This window comes from Citrobacter sp. RHBSTW-00671 (genome assembly GCF_014103415.1).
GTDB lineage: Bacteria > Pseudomonadota > Gammaproteobacteria > Enterobacterales > Enterobacteriaceae > Citrobacter.
This window is the reverse complement of record NZ_JABXPR010000001.1, coordinates 3996614-4015143: the sequence shown is the minus strand read 5'-3', so window position 1 is coordinate 4015143 and position 18530 is coordinate 3996614. Positions and strand designations below refer to the sequence as shown.

Genomic DNA, 18530 nt, shown 5'->3' with positions numbered 1-18530 from the left:
GGGCATTGATGGCAACGACCATTCCTACTTATGCGTTATATGGTGAACAGTCGGAACCTGGCTGGGAGAATTTCTTTAATATAGAAATGATCTCATTGCGTTCAAAACCCTTGAACTGGAAAGCCAATCCGCATATTCATGACTCATTGATTCAGACCCTCTTTATCCAAAGTGGAGAGGTCGATGTTTTAATGAATTATACCCGGATGAGGGTGAGTGGCTCTGGGCTCATCCTGGTGCCTGCGCAAACCGTTCATGGTTTTGATTACCGACCCGGTACGGAAGGGATGACAATCACTGCCTCACAAGGGCCAATGGAATCGGTGATGGGATTATTGGCGCCCAATGTCCTCACTTTGATGCATAAACCCTGCGTAATCCCTCTGGATGATTCCCCTGAGGACGGGAAAATTATTCAGGGTTTCTATCAGTCTTTACAAAAAGAGATGCAGAATCCGAGGATTAATCATACGGCAATGTGCATTTCGATTTTTATCTCCATCCTGGTTCACCTCACGCGTATCAATACCCTAACGGAAGAACAGCAGAAGTTTGATGTCTGCTCGCGTAAGGCCTCGCAAATAAACAAATTCCTCCTGCTGGTGGATCAGCGTTTTCGCCAACGGCTGACCGTTAATGATTATTCTGAGGTGATGGGCATGTCCCCGGGACACCTGTCGCGTTTATGTCGGGTAACATTAGGGATGTCCAGCCTTGACGTGATTAATATGCGCGTTCTGCAGGAAGCCCAACAAGAGTTGGTTTACACCTCTAAGACGATAAAGCAGCTTGCGGCTTTTTTAGGATTTAATGATGAAGCCTACTTTACGCGCTTTTTCCATAAACATGCGGGTGTCAGCCCTGGACAGTACCGCGAACTGGCCTTGCAAAGAATATCCACAGAGGAAGAGTGCCTGGTTATTGGTGGTGCCCATGAGAAAGAGGGCATCACGCAATAGATGACCCCACCCGTCAGGCGGGTGGGGTTTTTGTGTGCTGACTAGCGTACAACCAGTACCGGCAAAGTCGCGTGGCGGACAACGCTGGAGGCGTTAGATCCGAGCAGATGGGTGCTGATTGATGGGTTGCGTGATCCGATGACTACTACATCTGCATTCAACTCTTCACCCAATTCGTTTACCACATCACGCACGCTACCAAAGCGAACGTGCTGCTTAATGCGGGAAGGATCGATACTGAAGTGGCCGACCATGGTTTGCAGACGGGTTTCCGCTTCGTGTTGCAGATGCTCTTCAAAACGACGAACGTCAGCGGCAAAACGGTGCAGACTCAGACTGGCAGAACCCGGGAGCACATGCAGCAGATGGATCACCCCTTTATCTTGTGCCAGAAATTCTGCATGGCGAACTGCCTTGTCGCTCAGTTCCATTTCGAATACATCAACAGGCATTATGATTGTGTTGTACATAAACATTCTCCTTGTCATTACATGAACACATAACAGCATAGTATTAAAAATGATTCTGTCAGTCACGACACAGATTTATGTTTTGCGAACAGGAAAAAGGAAGTGCAGCAAATGAAAGACAGCAGGGGTGAAGCGGAAAGAGGATGCGGATGCATCCCCTGTAAGATAAAGCGAGTCGCTTTGATAAGACAGAGTTAGCGCAGGTAGTCGCCTGCAGCTTCAGGCTGATACTCAAGCTCGATGACTTCGAGGTGGGTCGATGTACCGCCCGGTAATTCCCAATGGATCGTATCGCCAACGCGCAGGCCCAGAAGCGCTGCACCGACTGGCGCCATTACCGAAAGCTGTGTACTACTGTCAGTCATATTGGCCGGATATACCAGGGTACGTACGCGCACTTCGCCATCGCTCAGATTGCGGAATTTCACGCGGCTGTTCATGGTCACCACGTCGTGCGGCATGGTTTCCGGGGAACACATTTGGGCGCGATCCAGTTCAGCGTTTAATGCGTCCGCTATCGGTAAACCAGCAAACGCAGGTTGCTCCAACAGGCGGTCAATGCGTTCCGCATCGAGGTCGTTAATGATAATAGTTGGTCTGGACATTTATTACTCCATGTCGTCGATACTGCGGATGCGCAGGTAAATAATCCCAAAAGAAAACCCTCACCGTCAGGCGGCAAGGGTTTAGCTTTTATGATGATACTGAGACTTACCCCTGGTTTGAAGTGATTTAGTTCACATTCAGGCAAATCATCAATATTGCTGCAGATGAAGGGGGAGGCAAAAAACGTGAGCGTTCTCAAATTTGCATTATGCTTTTTAAGCGCTCGCTGCGGGCGCGCCACGACAACTCAGTGTTCCTCGACAGGAGATCTCATGAGCCAGTACGACAAACTTACCTTAAAAGATGGCAGCTATTTGTATTTCAAAGACTGGGGAAGCGGCCAGCCCATTGTGTTCAGCCATGGTTGGCCGCTGACCGCAGATGCGTTTGAAGATCAAATGCTGTTTCTCGGGTCGAAAGGATTTCGTGTGATAGCCCATGACAGACGGGGGCACGGGCGTTCGGCCCAGTCCTGGGATGGCCACAATATGGATCAGTATGCTGATGATTTGGCCGAACTTACCGCGTATCTTAATCTCAAAGATGCTGTACATGTCGGGCACTCTACCGGCGGTGGCGAAGTTGCTCGTTATATTGGCCGCCATGGGACGCAGAGGGTAGCAAAAGCGGTACTCATTGGTGCGGTAACCCCCATCATGATCAAAACCGACTTTAACCCGAATGGTGTACCTAAGGAGGTGTTTGATGGCATTCGTGAAGGCGTTGTGAACGATCGTGCCGCCTTTTTCTATGAGCTGACGGCCGCATTCTATGGCTACAATCGACCGGGCGCAAAGGAGTCGAAGGCGGTCCGTGAAAGTTTTGTCGAGCAGGGCTTACAAGGATCAATTAAAGCACTGTACGACTGTATCCATGCTTTCTCGGAAACAGACTTGCGTGAAGATCTCAAAAAAATGACCATCCCGACGTTGGTGATCCATGGTGACGACGATCAGATTGTCCCGTTTGAAACCTGCGGTAAGGTCGCGGCAGAAATCCTACCAGATGCGCAGTTGAAAGTGTATGCCGATGGATCTCACGGTATTTGCACCACCCATAAACAGCAGATCAACGCCGATCTACTCGACTTTATTCAGTCGTAATCGCTCGTGGATTGTTCTACGCTGATCCTCTTCCGTCAGGGGGATGAGCGAAGCATAATTTATGCTTAGCAGAGGCTAACTTCACCAGAGAAAACGATGTATTTCTATCAACCGTCACAGGGACACGGCCTGCCACATGACCCGCTCAATGCCATTATTGGGCCGCGCCCTATCGGGTGGATTGCGTCGAGTGACAGCAACGGTCGGCATAATCTGGCACCGTACAGTTTCTTTAACTGCTTTAACTATCATCCGCCGATTATCGGTTTTGCCAGCAGCGGCTGGAAAGACAGCGTACAGAATATTATCGAAACCGGTGAGTTTGTCTGGAACCTGACCACCCTTGAGTTGGCCAGCGCGATGAACGAAACGTCGGCCAGTCTGCCGCACGGCGAGGATGAGTTCTTTGCCGCAGGGCTTTGCAAAGCAGAGAGTCGGATAGTTAATGTGCCGCGCGTGGCACAAAGCCCGGTCAATTTTGAGTGTCGTTTATCGCAAACTCTGCAACTGACTACTGCTGATGGCGCACCTGTTGAAACCTGGTTGGTGCTGGGAGAGGTGGTGGGCATCCACATAGATGAAACGCTACTGGAAGACGGCATCTATCAGACGGCGAAAGCGAAGCCGGTACTGCGTGCAGGTGGGCCAACGGCGTATTATTCGATCAGTGAAACACACCGTTTTGATTTAGTTCGCCCGGACGCCCGAGCAAAACGCTAAGCTTACGGACCGACGCCAGCTTGCAGCGTCGGTCGCGATTTTCAGTATCCCACTTTGTCGATAATAAACTGTTTACCGCAGTTACCCGGATGCGGTTGCGGCAGGAATGAACGGGATGATAAAGGTTGGTTGATGGCATCGGCTTTTAATGAAAACTGGATCTCCGTCAGATAAGCGGGGTTGCCGTGACAACTTAGCTTCACTGCTTTGATATTCTCTTTGCCCCAGTTTTTAGCGAATGCGGCGTCAAATGCGTTACGGCTAACTGTTTTGCCGTAGTTATCCGCCAGAAACTTGCCCGTCTCGCTACTCTTAATCTCATTGTTTAATCGCACCATGGTGCCGAAGTAGGCGTCGGGATCAAAACCAAAACAGGCGCCATGTTTGGCATATTCATAACGTTCCAGACAGGATGTTCCGCCGGCACCGGGCATGACGGCGCTTAACTTCGCCGCGCTTTCCAGTGACAGCCCGGTTTCGGGGGCCGCGCATTTACGGCTGGCGCGGGCTTCAGGCAGGTTGGGAATAGGGCGCGTCGCGCAGCCAAAACGCATCCAACGGCGATTATCGACACCGCGGGCGGCAATGGATTTTGGCAGGCTGGGCCACAGGCCATGAACCGTCAGAAAATCGGCTTTATTGTCGGTCTCTTTTTGCAGACGGCATTCGTCAGGCTCCTGATGATTACGCTCGTGTTGGCTCTGACAAAAACCGGTTTGCCAGGAGAGGGCCAGCACGTAGCGGTCAAAATCACCGTACTGTTTGGCCTGAAGTTGATCGGCCTGAGTCGCAGAAACCGGCAGCAGAAGCGCTGCCAGTAAAGAAAAAGAACGCCATGTTGATGTCATGATGAATTCGGACACTCATATAAATTCTGAATATCATCTATTTAATCATAAAAAATGCCAGTCAGGTTTAGCTGACTGGCATCATTTTAGCTATGCGTTTTGACTATGCGTAAAGCGCGCGGATTAGCTCCACATTGCCAGAATCGGCCAGCCGACCAGCAGAAGCATTGAGATGTAGATGACACCGAAGATAGCACCCAAACGCCAATAGTCTTTGGATTTCACATAACCACAGCCGTAGATGATAACGCCAGGGCCCGTTGCATACGGAGTCAGACAGCCCATGATACCGATGGACAGCACCAGCAGGATACACAGATGTTCCATCGGAACGCCCGGGATACCTTTACCAACCGCCAGAATAACCGGCAGCATGGTGGCGGTGTGCGCAGAAAGGCTGGCAAACAGGTAGTGAGCAAAGTAGAACACCAGTACCAGAACGATTACTGTCGCGTTAGGCGAGAACCCTTCCAGGTGCGTGCTCATGGTGTTGGCAAACCAGTCGATGAAACCGGAACGGGTTAAACCGTTGGCCATTACCACCAGCGTGGCCAGGTTGACCAGGGTGTTCCATGCGCTGTTATAGCGAGTAATGTCTTTCCACGGTACAACATGCAGAGCCAGCATCAGGGAGACCGCCAGCAGACCCACTGCGGTAGCGTCAATCAGCTTGCCGCCAAATACCCACAGGCCCAGGCTGAGCAGTACCAGACCGATCAGCGTCATCTCTTTACGGGTCAGTTTACCCATAGTTTTCAGTTCATCGCCGGCCCATGCGGCAACTTCAGCACTGTGGGTGACTTCCGGTTTGTACAGCACGTAAGACAGCCACGGAGCAACGATCAGCAAAATAATACCGACCGGCAGGAAGCTGAGGAACCACTGCAACCAGCTGATTTGAATGCCGGCGATTTTGTTAACGAATTCCAGACCCAGTACGTTTGGCGCAGCGCCGGTAACGAACATCGAGGAGCTCAGGCTGGTACTGATAACCATCATCCACATCAGATATCCGCCGATACGGCGTGCGGAAGGATCGTTAGGGAAGGATTTGAACAGCGGCGGCAGGTTTTTGATAACCGGGAACACGGTACCACCGGTACGTGCGGTGTTGGACGGTGTAAACGGTGCCAGCAGGATGTCGATAATAACAATCGCATAGCCCAGCGTCAGGGTACGTTTACCCATGAATTTCACCAGGAACAGTGCGATACGACGACCCAGACCGGTGACTTCATAACCCAGTGCGAAGATAAACGCACCAAACACCAACCACACGGTGGTGCTGGAGAAGCCTGCCAGACCCCACTTCAGCGCTTGCTTACCCGCTTTAAACGCCGGATCGGCCAGTTCGGAAGCATCAAACAGCAGATAGTTGCTGCCGATAACGCAGATCGTGACGGCGATAAAGCTGATCGCTGTTGCCGGAATTGGCTCAAGGATCATACCGACGATCATCGCCACAAACACGGCAAAGTAGTGCCAGGCCTGTGGAGGCATTCCATCAGGAACGGGGATAAGAAACATGACGCCCATTACGACCAATGGGGCCAATAACTTCCATATTTTATCTTTTGCTAAAGACATGTGTGTGATTCTCCGGAAAGGATCTTTAATTGTGATAATGATGAACTTGCGAAATCTGAGCTAAGAACCAGGTAACGATCAGCAGATCGGCACAGCCTCCTGGACTGAGGTTGCGTTCGATGCACTGTTGGTCGAACTGGTGTAGGTAATGGAGATCGGCGGGGGTACGAATTCCCCCTTGCTGCAATAATGTGGTGGCCTGCCGTTGTATCCACCGCAGACCCTCCGCGCCGCCACGTGAAGCCACGTTGGTGTCGCCATTGATAGACATCAGCAGCAATAATGTGTCGAGTAATGCCAGTTCAGGGTCGCGGCCCTGAGTCAGCAGTGCGCGGTAGTGCGGCAGGGCATGCTGGATGACGAGCGGATATCCCGCTTCGGCTTCGCCCCGTGCGCCGGTTAATCCCAGTTGCTGATAAAGACGTTGGCCAGCCGTGAGTTGTTGATTGTTCTGGCGCAGTTCGCGCTCGGTCAGGCCACGGCAAAATGTTGCTGCCGTAGAGCAAATGGTTTCAGCGGTAACAGTCAGTTGGAGCTGGTGCAGGCGGCCAATGGCGGCACACAGCAGTCCCAGAGAAAAGATGCTGCCTTTATGGGTATTCACCCCAGCGGTGGCGCGAAACATATCGGCTTCGCAGGCCATACCCAGTGGACGCAGTCCTTTCAGTACCTCTTCAGGTGACAACTGCGCGCTGAATGCGCCGTATTCGATAAAACGTGGCAGCCAGGCCTGGATAGCCTCTGCGCTGCGATGAAAATCTTCCAGCGCCATATCTTTATGTGCGCCGTTATTAATGCGATCCACCAGACCCGGTTTGGGCGATAAGTTGACTTCAGTCAGCATGGCGCGCCAGGCAAGCGTGGCGTAGGCGTCGGGCAGATCCAGTGGAAGGACTGCGTTATTCGTCGATGTTGCGGGAATCGGCATCATGCAGCAGTGCCTCCATTTGAATGAGTAAGTCGGAAAGCGCGTGGGTTTTACCCCGCGCACATTCGGCAGCGCTTTGCTCGCACAACAGACAGCGACGGGCAGGAAGCGCGAAATGACGGCGGGACAGGATTTCTCCTTCCGGGGTCAGGACATCGATGTCCCATAACCGTCCCAGCGGATGTGAATGCTCAAGCTCGATAGTGGCGAGCTTGAGGTCGTGGGCTGGCGCCTCGATGGACAACAGACCTTCCGGGCCGCTGGCGGAGACCAGCGCAGTTTGCTCCCTGACAATCCAGGATGATTGTTTCGCCAGCGCAAGCAGGGCGATGACGCCGTGATTAAAGATACGACGGGTTAATTCGCTGTCTTTAATCGGACCTGGCGCTACCACGGTAAAAGAGACCAATGGCGCGTGATGACGCGTGAGCCAGGCATGTTGCCTCGCTTGTCTCTCATCACGGCTGGCGAGCAGCTCGGGAATGGAAACCGCGTGGCAGGTGGCGTGTTCAGGGAGCAGGTGCATGGCTTATTCCTTCACCTGATGCACAACGTCAATCACTGAGCCATCGCGATAACGCACAACGGCAATCACGCGGTCGGTGAATTCGATTGCGCGTGGCTGGCCGGTAAGTTGCTGTGCGCGTTCGCGCAACCATTCAATGGACACGACTTTCATGCCCGCTTCTTGCAGACGTTCTGCCAGCTCAGGGCGTGCAGGGTTGACGGCGATACCGTGGTCAGTGACCAGGATATCAACGCTGGAACCTGGGGTTACGCAGGTCAGGACGTTATCAACCAGCGTCGGGATGCGTCCGCGAACCAGCGGTGCGACGATGATGGAAAGCGCTGCGGCAACCGCAGTATCACAGTGGCCACCGGATGCGCCGCGCAGTACGCCGTCAGAACCGGTCAGTACGTTAACGTTGAAGTTGGTATCTACTTCAAGCGCGCTCAGTACCACGACATCCAGACGATCAACAGAGGCGCCTTTTGAGCCCCAGTTGGCATACTGGTTAGCACTGATTTCAATGTGATTTGGATTGCGTGCCAGAGATTCTGCCGCATTACGGTCGAAGCTCTGTACATCCAGCAGTTTGCGGATTAAGCCTTTCTCATGCAGGTCAACGATGGTGGCAGTGATGCCGCCCAGCGCAAAGTCAGCACGGATGTCGCGGCTGCGCATTTTGTCTTCCAGGAAACGGGTAACGGCCAGAGACGCGCCGCCGGTTCCTGTCTGCAATGAAAAACCTTCTTTGAAGTAGCCGGAGTTAGCAATAACGTCTGCTGCGCTGCGGGCGATCAGCAATTCGCGCGGGTTGGTGGTCATGCGAGTGGCATCAGCACCAATTTTGTCAGCATCACCGACCTGGTCGATTTGTACAATCAGATCCACCTGATCCTGGGTAATGCTGGCCGGGTTATGCGGGTAGGTCAGCAGCTGTTCGGTCAGCAGGACAACCTGTTTGGCGTTTTCAGCATCGACACGAGCGTAGCCCAGGGAGCCACAGCAGGCTTTACCTGTGTAACCGTTGGCGTTACCAAACGGGTCACAGGACGGCACGCCGAGGAAGGCGACATCAATGTTGAGTTCGCCGCTTTGTACCAGATGTACACGACCACCGTGAGAGTGGACCTGAACAGGTTCAGCCAGCAGACCGCGAGAGATCTCTTCTGCCAGCGGGCCACGCAGACCAGAAGTATAAATACGGCTGACGACCCCCTGACGAATGTGTTCAACCAGCGGCGCATGGCAGTCGCTCAGGGAGCTGGAAGCCAGCGTCAGGTTTTTAAAGCCCATTGCAGCGATGGTATCCATCACCAGGTTGATCGTCAGATCGCCACCACGAAAAGCGTGGTGGAAGGAGATGGTCATGCCATCCTGTAAGCCTGAACGGCGAATGGCCTCTTCCAGGTTAGCGCACAGCTTTTTGTTGCGCGGTTTTTGCGCCTGCAATTCAACTTTTGCGGTGCTCTGATAAGCGGAAAGCTCGCTTTCTGCATGACGGCTCCAGGTCGCCACGCGATCCTGTCGTTGAGACTGTTCGATTTTCTGCGTCATTTTTTTGCCTTATTCTTCGCGAATGCCGGAAAGTTCTGCACGGGATATAACCAGAAGGGCGCGCTCGATAACCGGGCTGTCGACCATCTTGCCGTTCAGGGAAACTACGCCACGGCCTTCACGGGCGGCGGCTTCAGCGGCTTCTACCACCAGACGTGCGTGAGCCAGCTCTTTGCGCGTCGGGGCATACAGGTTATGCAGGAGTTCAATCTGACGCGGGTTGATGAGCGACTTACCATCAAAACCCAGTTGCTTGATGTGTGCGGCTTCGTGCAGGAAACCTGCTTCGTTATTGGCATCGGAATAGACGGTATCGAACGCCTGAATGCCGGCAGAACGCGCAGCCTGCAGAATTGAGCACCGTGCAAACAGCAGTTCGGTGCCTTCCGGGGAGCGTTCGGTACGCAGGTTACGTACGTAGTCTTCTGCGCCGAGCGCAATACCGATTAGACGCTCGGAAGCGTGGGCAATTTCTACTGCGCGGGTAATACCTAATGGTGATTCGATAGCGGCCAACAAACCGGTGCTGCCGGGTTCACGACCACAGGCGTTTTCAATACGCAGGATTTCGCTTTCGATATCGGTGACATCCTGGGCGGTATCCGTTTTGGGTAAACGCACGATGTCAGCGCCACCGCGTACGACGGCTTCGAGGTCATTGATGCCCCATTCGGAGTCGAGGGCGTTAACGCGCACGATAGTTTCAACGTCGTGATACAGCGGATGCTGCAGCGCGTGATACACCATGCGGCGCGCAGTGTCTTTCTCACGCAGTGCGACGGAGTCTTCCAGGTCGAACATCAGCGCATCTGCCGGGTAGATGAATGAGTTGCTGACCATCGCGGCGTTAGCGCCTGGTACGAACAACATGCTGCGGCGTGTGCGGGATTTACGTTGTTGTAAAGAATCGGAAATCATTGGCAATCCTCCCATGGCAGTGCCGGAATGCCGCTGGCGCGGGCCAGTAATGCTTCCAGTCGCGCACGTAAAATGCAGTCCAGTGCGCCTTTATCATCAACATTTAATTGCACGCCGCGGACGTTATAGCGGGACAGAACGTCCAGAATGGTGGCCCTGATGGCATCACCGAACTGCTTTTCGACGCTACTGTTAACCTGCAGGTCAATATCCTGCGTATCGAGCGGGGCGATGCGGATCATCACATCACCGGACTCGAGAGTGCCTGCGACGGCTGCCTGGTTTATTTTCATTTTTCACCTGTTGCTAATGCGGGGGTATTTTGGCGGACTGCCGCAGCCGATGAGGTTCGCTCAACCATGCTTTGCAAGTAGTGCAGCGTGGCTTCGGGAACCAGGGATGCGATAGCCGTGAGATCTTTTTTAACCAGCAGCTTGCGCACCCAGGAGGCGGAAATCGGCATCTCCTGGAAACACAGCCGCTCAATTTCCACCAGTTCAATCGGCGGGGCGGGAAGTGTTGGGGTCTCCAGCCAGTAGCGCATATCGTTGTTGTACTGGGAGGTGACGGTGCAATACGGCTCAGTACCGACGAAACGGTGCGTAACGCCGAGTGCCGGGGCCAGGTACTGACGGAAAATTTTCAGGTCTATTTCGGTGTAGCAGTGGTTAATAACGCTCTGCTCTTTAATGAAGTAGCACGGGAACGTGGCGCGAGAGATGATGTATTCCGAACCGCGGTGTACGGTTAAACGTGGAATATCTTTTGTCCCTTTGAGTACCAGGTCCAGTCGGTCTTCATACGGGAAACGTGAGGTATCTTCTTTCACCAAAAACAGATGCAGCCAGTCGCACTGTGCGGCGGCTTGTTGGATCAGAAAACGGTGCCCGTTGGTGAAGGGGTTGGCGTTCATCACGATACAGCCAATTTTTTTCCCTTCACGGCGCTGTTTCGCCAGTGATTCAGCGTAACGTTTGAGGCGAGTGGTGCTGTTTTCCATCAACACCATAATGCCGGGCACGCTGGTCAGCGTCGAAAAACCGCACTGCTTAAACAGTGACTCATACTCGGTTTTGGTATAGATGAAGAGATGGGTGCAATGCCGCTCGTAGGCGAGGTTGATTAACTCAGTTGCCAGCGTCAGCGCTAAGCCTTCGCCGCGCACGGATTCACAGATCGCGACGCATTTAATGATATTGCCGGCGATGCCACCACAAGCGATCAGGCGGTCGTTACGGGTGACGGTGATAAATACTTCGACGGTGGTATCAACGCTCAAATCGTTCTCTTTCAGAAATTGAGCGATAACCGCCATCTTTTTATTTTCTGAGCGTTTAACTTGCGTGAATATATTATTACCGAACATAGTAAATAGAGCCCCGATGGTATATTTGTTACTGGGTTTCTGTTTTTGTTGCTCTGTTTAGCAACCTGATAACGTTTTGTTTGCAATTGAAGGGAATGTTTTTTTATTACGGAGTATTTCTTTTTTTCCCTGCTGCATACATCGTAAGGAGTATTTTGGAGGTAAATTTTGATTTATTTCACAATAAGTTAGATGGTTTTAATGTGTTTTATGGTTTTAAGTTTTTTAATTAATTTAACCCGGAAATAGCGTGTGGTTTTTATTTGTTTAATTGATTTAAGGTGGGGAATCTGTAACGATCCTATTTTAGGCCGTGACTTGTAAATAAAACATTTTTATTACAAATACAACGAAAAATAAGTTTCGGTTAACGTCGGTGAGGAAAAAACATGTCGGAAAAGAAAAATAAAACACGGTTTCCTTTTTTTCGCAGCCTGGCGTTTCCGTTGCGTATCTTTCTACTCATTCTGGTCGTTTCTGTTTTTATCATCGCGGCGTTAGCACAATACTTTACCGCCAGCTTTGAAGATTACCTGGCAACGCATGTTCGTGATATGGCAATGAATCAGGCGAAAATTATCGCCTCGAACGACAGCATTATTGCTGCCGTAAAGCACCGTGATTACGAGCGTCTGGCAACGATAGCGGATAAGTTGCAGAGCGGGACTGACTTTGACTATGTGGTTATCGGTGATACCCACTCGATCCGTCTTTATCACCCTAATCCGGATAAAATTGGCCACCCCATGCAGTTCACCAAGCCCGGCGCACTGGAGAAAGGGGAAAGCTACTTCATTACCGGTAAGGGGTCTATCGGGATGGCGATGCGCGCCAAAACCCCTATCTTTGATGATGATGGTAAAATCATCGGTGTTGTCTCAATTGGCTACCTGATCAGTAAAATCGACAGCTGGCGCTCGGATTTCTTACTTCCGATGGCAGGGGTGTTCATTCTGTTGTTGCTGGTGCTTATGTTACTTTCCTGGTTTTTTGCCGCCCATATTCGACGCCAGATGTTGGGTATGGAGCCCAAACAAATCGCACGGGTGGTACGTCAGCAGGAGGCGCTGTTTAGCTCAGTGTACGAAGGCTTAATTGCTGTTGATCCTGACGGGTGCATTACGGCGATAAACCGCAGTGCGAGAAAAATGCTGGGGCTCTCGTCGCCTGGACGTAAGTGGTTAGGTAAGCCGATTGCGGACGTCGTTCAGCCAGCAGACTTTTTTACCCAGCAGATTGCGGAAAAGCGCCAGGATGCGATGGTTAACTTTAATGGGTTGAGTGTGATTGCCAACCGCGAGGCTATCCGCTCAGGCGATGAACTGCTCGGGGCTATCATCAGCTTTCGTAGCAAAGATGAAATTGCGACACTGAATGCCCAGCTAACACAAATCAAACAGTATGTAGAAAGCCTGAGAACACTACGTCATGAACACCTGAACTGGATGTCCACCATCAATGGTCTGCTACAAATGAAAGAGTATGACCGGGTGCTGGCCATGGTTCAGGGAGAGTCGCAGGCGCAGCAGCAACTCATTGATAGTCTGCGCGGCGCTTTCGCCGATCGTCAGGTTGCAGGCCTGCTGTTTGGCAAGGTACAGCGTGCGCGGGAACTGGGTCTCACAATGACCATTGTGCCTGGCAGTCAACTGCATCAACTTCCTGAGGGGTTGGATAGCACAGAGTTTGCAGCAATTGTTGGCAATCTGCTTGATAATGCGTTTGAAGCCAGTTTGCGTACCCAGCAGGGTAACAAGGTCGTTGAACTCTATCTGAGCGATGAGGGCGATGAGGTGATCATCGAAGTCGCCGATCAAGGTTGTGGCGTACCGGAAGCATTGCGCGAAAAAATATTTGAACAGGGTGTGAGCACTCGTACCGATGAACCAGGCGAACATGGCATCGGTTTGTATCTGATTGCAAGTTATGTGAGGCGCTGTAATGGGGTTATTACGCTCGAAGATAACTCCCCCTGCGGTACCTTATTTTCTTTATTTCTTCCGAAAGTGAAAAAAAACAATGACGGAACCATTAACGCTGTTGATCGTTGAGGATGAAACGCTACTGGCGGAAATGCATGCTGAATATATCCGCCATATACCCGGTTTCAGCCAGATATGGCTGGCGGGTAATCTTGCTCAGGCAAGAATGATGATTGAGCGTTTTAAGCCCGGTTTGATTCTTCTTGATAACTACTTGCCGGATGGCAAGGGCATAACGCTGTTACACGAGCTGACTCAGGCACGCTACCCTGGCGGCGTGGTGTTTACCACGGCAGCCAGTGATATGGATACGGTCTCAGAAGCTGTGCGCAGCGGGGCGTTTGATTATCTGGTTAAACCCATAGCCTATGAGCGACTGGGGCAGACGCTTACCCGATATCAGCAACGCAGAAGAATGCTGGCCGGTAATGACAGTGCCAGCCAAAAACAGATCGATGAAATGTTTAATGCCTATGCACGCGGTGAGCCGAAAGGGGATTTGCCGACGGGGATCGACGCGCTAACGCTGAATGCGGTGCTGAAGTTGTTTGCTGACCCGACGGTACATCATACTGCGGAAACGATCGCTCAGGCGCTAACCATCAGCCGTACAACATCCAGACGCTACCTGGAGTACTGTGCCAGCCGCCATTTGATCATTGCGGAGATTATTCACGGGAAGGTAGGTAGACCGCAGCGTATTTACCACGGCGGCTAATACACGTCATCCTTTAAGACGTAGGCCGGATAAGATGCTTTAGCATCGACATCCGGCAACGGTGCGGTTGAAATGCCGGATGCGGCGTAAATGCCTTATCCGGCCTACATTTCACTGAGTATCAGCCGCCAACGACGGCTGAAGAAGAGCCCGGTACCATCACTTCCGTGGCGATAATCACAATCAACAGTCCGACCATCACCGGAACAGACGTCCGTTTTACGACTTCAAACGGTGAAATCTTCGCCATCCCCGCGACAGCCACAACCACACCGGATACCGGGGAGATTGTGCGTCCGAGGTTTGACGCCTGCAGCATTGGGATCGAAAGGTAGGCAGGGTTGATCCCGGAAGAGTGCGCCAGTTTTGGGATCATCTCAACGAAGGCGTAGAAAGGTGCGTTACCGGAGCCCGTGGTCATTGCCGCCAGCATAGTCAGGATCACCAGCACCAGCATCAGAATAATGCTCGCAGAACCAAATGAGGTGGCGATAGAGATCAGACTCTGAATAAAGCCAATGGTGCTCAGACCCTGAGCAAATACACCGGCTGCAACTAACAGCATGACGACGTTAGCAAAGGCATCTGCCATTCCACGGTAAGCGACTTCCAGACCTGAGAAAACCTTCTGGGTGTTGAATCCGCGGATGAACTCCAGCACTGCGGCAATAAGCATGCACAGCACCAGAATCGTGATGATGTGCAGTTGCGGGCCCCATTTACCATCAAAAATCAGTACGCCGACGATCGGGGTAAACGGCAGAATGGCATAAAACGAGGGGGCTGTGGTGGTGATTTCTGCCACATCTAACATTTCGTGAGAGATGTTCTCTTTTTTATCCAGATAGCGCTGCCAGAAGTAATGGGCAACAGCCATACCAATAATGGCAGCAATGGAAATCGGTAGCGTGGTTTTAAACGCGAAGTCGATCAGTGGCATTTCCGCTGCTTTTGCAGCCAGCACGACATCCCCGGAAGTTGGAGAAAGAATGATGGCGGCAGGGGAGGCACAAATGGCCGCTGCAGCACCACGACTGATCCCAACGTTGACCATGACCGGAAAGAGTGTCGCCATCAACAGCACGCCCAGCCCGGTTGCCGAAGAGACGGCCAGTGACATCAGGCAGGCAACAAAATAGGCGGCAATCATGAGCATGTAAGGCGAGTTGATATATTGCAGGGGTTTGGAGGCCAGCTTAACGACCATATCGTTCGCGCCGATATGCGTCATGTAGGCGGCAAAACCACACAACATCATAATCATCATGCCAAGGTCGCCGCCGCGGCTCATCAGCAAAATTTTAATATATTCAACAATGTCTGTCGCAGTGTAGCCGGTACTTTCGGCACTGCCGGGCAGAACTTTATGTCCCATCAGGGCGCTGATAATCAATAAAACCAGACCCCCGACAAACAATACACCGGTCGCGGAATAACCTTTAATGATGTAGCGAGCTACACCCACAATAACAACGACTCCAATAAGGAGTTCTATAAATGTCAACATTGTTTCCCCTGTCATATTGACGCCCAGAAAGTAAAAAAACTAAAAAAAGCATAAAGCGGTGTGAGAATGTGCCTAATAAACACCGGCTCCTTGCTGATTAAAATCAATAAAAATACGGATTCAACCGATGGCGCAGGCGTTTTTTCAACATAGCGGACGAGAAGGGCGTACCGCAATTAAAAACTGTGAACCACTCTGGTTTTATGTGTTGTTTTGCCTCGAGATGATGCATTGATGTTAATTAATTGTGATTTATTTTGGTGTTTGTGCGTAAAGGAAGCTGGATAATAGAAATAAGAGCGCGTGTTATATATAAAAACCATAATAAATATAATGATAATAATCTGGAATTTATAAGTGGAGAATATTCTGATTTTTTATTAGCGCCTCTTTGTTAAGCTAACATTAAGGTTTTGTTTGCTACAATTAATACTAACTCCCAGGATGGTAATTAAGTCGTGATTGTCGCTAAACGTTATTTTCTCATTTTTTCATTTCTTTTTATTCAGTTAGCCTTTATTCCCCAGGGGGTTGCTGAGGATAAAGGGTGGTTTGATACCTTTAAAGATAATGTCAGTGAAACCTGGCAGCAGCCCGAACATTATGATCTGTATGTGCCGGCCATTACCTGGCATGCGCGTTTTGCCTACGATAAAGAGAAAACCGATCGCTACAACGAACGTCCCTGGGGGGCTGGATTTGGTCAATCCCGTTGGGATGATAAAGGTAACTGGCACGGGCTTTATATAATGGCCTTTAAGGATTCCTACAATAAATGGGAGCCGATTGGCGGCTATGGCTGGGAAAAAACCTGGCGACCGCTGGCCGATGATAATTTCCGCCTTGGGCTGGGCTATACAGCCGGTTTCACCGCGCGCGATAACTGGAACTATATTCCCGTGCCATTGATCCTGCCGTTGGCCTCGATAGGCTATGGCCCGGCAACGTTCCAGATGACCTACATTCCGGGTACGTATAACAACGGAAATGTCTACTTTGCCTGGATGCGTTTCCAGTTTTGACAGACTACCTGTATTGTCAGGTGGATTATTATAAACTTGTTTAAAAACAGGTGGATATGTTGTTTGACTGAAAAATAACGCGACATTTATCACTTTTTGACAAAGTTCGACTGGACAAAGTGCACCACAATTGTTGTACTGATACCCGACACAGCATTTGTGTCTATTTTTCATGTAAAGGTAATTTTGATGTCTAAGATTAAAGGTAACGTTAAGTGGTTTAATGAGTCCAAAGGATTCGGTTTCATTACTCCGGAAGATGGCAGCAAAGACGTGTTCGTACACTTCTCTGCAATCCAGACCAATGGTTTTAAAACTCTGGCTGAAGGTCAGCGCGTAGAGTTCGAAATCACTAACGGTGCCAAAGGCCCTTCTGCTGCAAACGTAATCGCTCTGTAAGCATACGACAGCAAGAACTCAAAACCCGCTTAATTGCGGGTTTTTTTTCGCCTAGTGTGCAGGAGAGGCTGAAACCAGCCAGAATGCCAGAGCCGTCATCGCAAAAGATCCCAACAGGTTAACCAGCACATTCACCATTGCCCAACCAAAGCGTCCTTCCTGCAGCAAAAACACCACTTCTGCCGAGAAGGTTGAAAACGTCGTCAATCCCCCGCAGAAACCGGTGGTGATGAGCACTTTCCACATTGGATCAATGTTTGTCATGCGGTTAAACCACGCCAGCCCCATGCCAATAATAAACGCGCCAATCAGATTTGCTGCCAGCGTACCGAATGGGATGGCCTGATGCAGCGGATTGAACCGCATGCTTAACATCCATCTTGCTACGCTTCCTGTACCGCCACCGATAAAAACTGCTAAAAGGAGTTGTAACACTGCGTAATCCTGCTATTTGATTGTATATAGCGTGAGTGTAACGCTGAATAATTGTTGTTGGCGAGCTTAACCCATTTTTCTGGAGGGAATATGTTTGTTGCAGCAGGGCAATTTGCCGTGGGCCCCTCGTGGGAAAAAAATGCGGAAACGTGTGTCCAGTTGATGTCTCAGGCCGCAGGAGAGGGAGCATCGCTGTTGGTATTGCCGGAAGCGCTGTTGGCCCGTGACGATCTCGACCCCGACCTGTCGGTGAAGTCGGCTCAGCTACTGGAGGGCGGTTTTCTGACCCGGCTACAGCAAGAGAGCGCGAAAAACGAGATGACGACGATCCTGACGATTCATGTTCCCTCTGTACCTGGTCGGGCGTTGAACATGCTGATTGCGCTACGGGGAGGCCGGGTTGTTGCCCACTACGCAAAATTACATCTCTATGATGCCTTTTCGATTCAGGAGTCGCGAAATGTCGATGCAGGTGAGGCTGTAGCGCCATTGCTGGACGTTGACGGATTAAAGGTAGGGTTAATGACCTGCTATGATCTGCGCTTTCCTGAGCTGGCATTGGCGCTCGCGTTACAGGGGGCTGAAATCCTGGTCTTACCGGCTGCCTGGGTTCGTGGTTCGCTAAAAGAGCATCATTGGACAACGCTGCTGGCGGCAAGAGCCCTGGATGCAACCTGTTATGTGATTGCTGCGGGGGAGTGTGGTAACAAGAATATCGGTCAGAGCCGGGTTATCGATCCGTTTGGCGTGACGATTGCCGCTGCGGCGGAAACACCCGCGCTGATAATGACGGAGGTTTCTGCTGAGCGGGTGAGGCAGGTCAGGGCGCAACTTCCTGTATTACGTAACCGCCGCTTTGCGCCACCGCAATTATTATGACGTTTTTTTAAACAAGGCTTG

General features: G+C 51.2%; 20 protein-coding genes. 8 read left to right on the top strand and 12 right to left on the bottom strand.

The window, feature by feature from the left end; all coding sequences use genetic code 11:
- The first annotated feature begins 8 nt into the window (after window positions 1-8).
- Window positions 9-959 carry a helix-turn-helix domain-containing protein gene (locus tag HV261_RS19250; protein WP_202039164.1) on the top strand — a complete coding sequence of 317 codons (951 nt, stop codon included), beginning with the start codon at window positions 9-11 and terminating at the stop codon, window positions 957-959.
- Window positions 960-1000: 41 nt separating this feature from the next.
- Here the strand turns inward: HV261_RS19250 and uspG are convergent, their stop codons facing one another.
- Complete coding sequence (uspG, locus tag HV261_RS19245) at window positions 1001-1429, bottom strand: universal stress protein UspG (protein WP_005120854.1); 429 nt, start codon at window positions 1427-1429, stop codon at window positions 1001-1003.
- Window positions 1430-1623: 194 nt separating this feature from the next.
- Window positions 1624-2034, bottom strand: a complete 411-nt coding sequence (gene rnk, locus HV261_RS19240; RefSeq protein WP_005120853.1) for a nucleoside diphosphate kinase regulator — start codon at window positions 2032-2034, stop codon at window positions 1624-1626.
- A gap of 273 nt (window positions 2035-2307) precedes the next feature.
- Here rnk and HV261_RS19235 point away from each other — a divergent pair, with 273 nt between their 5' ends.
- Complete coding sequence (locus HV261_RS19235; RefSeq protein WP_202039163.1) at window positions 2308-3138, top strand: alpha/beta fold hydrolase; 831 nt, start codon at window positions 2308-2310, stop codon at window positions 3136-3138.
- A gap of 96 nt (window positions 3139-3234) precedes the next feature.
- On the top strand, window positions 3235-3858 hold the full coding sequence (locus tag HV261_RS19230; protein ID WP_202039162.1) for a flavin reductase family protein: 624 nt from the start codon (window positions 3235-3237) through the stop codon (window positions 3856-3858).
- A 41-nt stretch (window positions 3859-3899) separates the two neighbouring features.
- On the opposite strand, the gene rna is transcribed toward HV261_RS19230, so the two are convergent.
- From rna to citC, 8 genes are all read right to left on the bottom strand, one after another.
- Window positions 3900-4706, bottom strand: a complete 807-nt coding sequence (gene rna / locus HV261_RS19225; protein WP_202039161.1) for a ribonuclease I — start codon at window positions 4704-4706, stop codon at window positions 3900-3902.
- Between the two features lie 123 nt (window positions 4707-4829).
- Window positions 4830-6293, bottom strand: coding sequence for a citrate/succinate antiporter CitT (gene citT / locus HV261_RS19220; protein ID WP_115600779.1), 1464 nt, complete (start codon window positions 6291-6293; stop codon window positions 4830-4832).
- A gap of 25 nt (window positions 6294-6318) precedes the next feature.
- Window positions 6319-7224, bottom strand: a complete 906-nt coding sequence (gene citG / locus HV261_RS19215) for a triphosphoribosyl-dephospho-CoA synthase CitG (RefSeq protein WP_137384521.1) — start codon at window positions 7222-7224, stop codon at window positions 6319-6321.
- Window positions 7193-7747 (bottom strand): citrate lyase holo-[acyl-carrier protein] synthase, encoded by a 555-nt coding sequence (gene citX, locus HV261_RS19210; RefSeq protein WP_061067505.1) that lies wholly within the window; start codon window positions 7745-7747, stop codon window positions 7193-7195. The genes citG and citX overlap by 32 nt, the downstream gene beginning before the upstream one ends.
- Window positions 7748-7750: 3 nt before the next feature.
- Complete coding sequence (gene citF, locus HV261_RS19205) at window positions 7751-9283, bottom strand: citrate lyase subunit alpha (RefSeq protein ID WP_040232565.1); 1533 nt, start codon at window positions 9281-9283, stop codon at window positions 7751-7753.
- A 9-nt stretch (window positions 9284-9292) separates the two neighbouring features.
- Window positions 9293-10201: an aldolase/citrate lyase family protein gene (locus tag HV261_RS19200; protein ID WP_137384520.1), complete on the bottom strand. Its 909-nt coding sequence runs from the start codon at window positions 10199-10201 to the stop codon at window positions 9293-9295.
- Window positions 10198-10494, bottom strand: a complete 297-nt coding sequence (citD, locus tag HV261_RS19195) for a citrate lyase acyl carrier protein (protein ID WP_005120843.1) — start codon at window positions 10492-10494, stop codon at window positions 10198-10200. Before citD ends, HV261_RS19200 begins: the two co-directional genes overlap by 4 nt.
- Window positions 10491-11567: a [citrate (pro-3S)-lyase] ligase gene (gene citC, locus HV261_RS19190; protein WP_048212308.1), complete on the bottom strand. Its 1077-nt coding sequence runs from the start codon at window positions 11565-11567 to the stop codon at window positions 10491-10493. The genes citD and citC overlap by 4 nt, the downstream gene beginning before the upstream one ends.
- A gap of 389 nt (window positions 11568-11956) precedes the next feature.
- Here citC and dpiB point away from each other — a divergent pair, with 389 nt between their 5' ends.
- Both dpiB and dpiA read left to right on the top strand, forming a co-directional pair.
- A complete protein-coding gene (gene dpiB / locus HV261_RS19185; protein WP_202039160.1) occupies window positions 11957-13618 on the top strand; it encodes a sensor histidine kinase DpiB in 1662 nt (553 codons plus the stop codon).
- The gene (gene dpiA / locus HV261_RS19180; RefSeq protein ID WP_005120841.1) at window positions 13587-14267 is read left to right on the top strand and encodes a two-component response regulator DpiA; all 681 of its coding nucleotides are present in this window, start codon (window positions 13587-13589) and stop codon (window positions 14265-14267) included. The genes dpiB and dpiA overlap by 32 nt, the downstream gene beginning before the upstream one ends.
- Before the next feature lie 121 nt (window positions 14268-14388).
- Here dpiA and dcuC read toward each other — a convergent pair whose 3' ends face one another.
- On the bottom strand, window positions 14389-15774 hold the full coding sequence (dcuC, locus tag HV261_RS19175) for an anaerobic C4-dicarboxylate transporter DcuC (RefSeq protein ID WP_202039159.1): 1386 nt from the start codon (window positions 15772-15774) through the stop codon (window positions 14389-14391).
- Between the two features lie 458 nt (window positions 15775-16232).
- Between dcuC and pagP the strand changes: the two genes are divergently transcribed.
- A complete protein-coding gene (gene pagP / locus HV261_RS19170; RefSeq protein WP_442781057.1) occupies window positions 16233-16796 on the top strand; it encodes a lipid IV(A) palmitoyltransferase PagP in 564 nt (187 codons plus the stop codon).
- A 189-nt stretch (window positions 16797-16985) separates the two neighbouring features.
- On the top strand, window positions 16986-17195 hold the full coding sequence (gene cspE / locus HV261_RS19165; RefSeq protein ID WP_000034825.1) for a transcription antiterminator/RNA stability regulator CspE: 210 nt from the start codon (window positions 16986-16988) through the stop codon (window positions 17193-17195).
- Between the two features lie 51 nt (window positions 17196-17246).
- On the opposite strand, the gene crcB is transcribed toward cspE, so the two are convergent.
- The gene (crcB, locus tag HV261_RS19160) at window positions 17247-17630 is read right to left on the bottom strand and encodes a fluoride efflux transporter CrcB (RefSeq protein ID WP_043015566.1); all 384 of its coding nucleotides are present in this window, start codon (window positions 17628-17630) and stop codon (window positions 17247-17249) included.
- A 90-nt stretch (window positions 17631-17720) separates the two neighbouring features.
- Here crcB and HV261_RS19155 point away from each other — a divergent pair, with 90 nt between their 5' ends.
- The gene (locus tag HV261_RS19155; RefSeq protein ID WP_202039158.1) at window positions 17721-18509 is read left to right on the top strand and encodes a deaminated glutathione amidase; all 789 of its coding nucleotides are present in this window, start codon (window positions 17721-17723) and stop codon (window positions 18507-18509) included.
- Window positions 18510-18530: the final 21 nt, after the last annotated feature.

Coding starts and splice junctions, on each gene's coding strand:
- uspG (WP_005120854.1), bottom strand. CDS start 1,429: ATGTACAACACAATCATAATGCCTGTTGATGTATTCGAAATGGAACTG.
- dpiB (WP_202039160.1), top strand. CDS start 11,957: ATGTCGGAAAAGAAAAATAAAACACGGTTTCCTTTTTTTCGCAGCCTG.
- citD (WP_005120843.1), bottom strand. CDS start 10,494: ATGAAAATAAACCAGGCAGCCGTCGCAGGCACTCTCGAGTCCGGTGAT.
- rna (WP_202039161.1), bottom strand. CDS start 4,706: ATGACATCAACATGGCGTTCTTTTTCTTTACTGGCAGCGCTTCTGCTG.
- dpiA (WP_005120841.1), top strand. CDS start 13,587: ATGACGGAACCATTAACGCTGTTGATCGTTGAGGATGAAACGCTACTG.
- HV261_RS19250 (WP_202039164.1), top strand. CDS start 9: ATGGCAACGACCATTCCTACTTATGCGTTATATGGTGAACAGTCGGAA.
- dcuC (WP_202039159.1), bottom strand. CDS start 15,774: ATGTTGACATTTATAGAACTCCTTATTGGAGTCGTTGTTATTGTGGGT.
- cspE (WP_000034825.1), top strand. CDS start 16,986: ATGTCTAAGATTAAAGGTAACGTTAAGTGGTTTAATGAGTCCAAAGGA.
- HV261_RS19155 (WP_202039158.1), top strand. CDS start 17,721: ATGTTTGTTGCAGCAGGGCAATTTGCCGTGGGCCCCTCGTGGGAAAAA.
- citF (WP_040232565.1), bottom strand. CDS start 9,283: ATGACGCAGAAAATCGAACAGTCTCAACGACAGGATCGCGTGGCGACC.
- citC (WP_048212308.1), bottom strand. CDS start 11,567: ATGTTCGGTAATAATATATTCACGCAAGTTAAACGCTCAGAAAATAAA.
- rnk (WP_005120853.1), bottom strand. CDS start 2,034: ATGTCCAGACCAACTATTATCATTAACGACCTCGATGCGGAACGCATT.
- citT (WP_115600779.1), bottom strand. CDS start 6,293: ATGTCTTTAGCAAAAGATAAAATATGGAAGTTATTGGCCCCATTGGTC.
- citG (WP_137384521.1), bottom strand. CDS start 7,224: ATGATGCCGATTCCCGCAACATCGACGAATAACGCAGTCCTTCCACTG.
- HV261_RS19200 (WP_137384520.1), bottom strand. CDS start 10,201: ATGATTTCCGATTCTTTACAACAACGTAAATCCCGCACACGCCGCAGC.
- citX (WP_061067505.1), bottom strand. CDS start 7,747: ATGCACCTGCTCCCTGAACACGCCACCTGCCACGCGGTTTCCATTCCC.
- HV261_RS19230 (WP_202039162.1), top strand. CDS start 3,235: ATGTATTTCTATCAACCGTCACAGGGACACGGCCTGCCACATGACCCG.
- HV261_RS19235 (WP_202039163.1), top strand. CDS start 2,308: ATGAGCCAGTACGACAAACTTACCTTAAAAGATGGCAGCTATTTGTAT.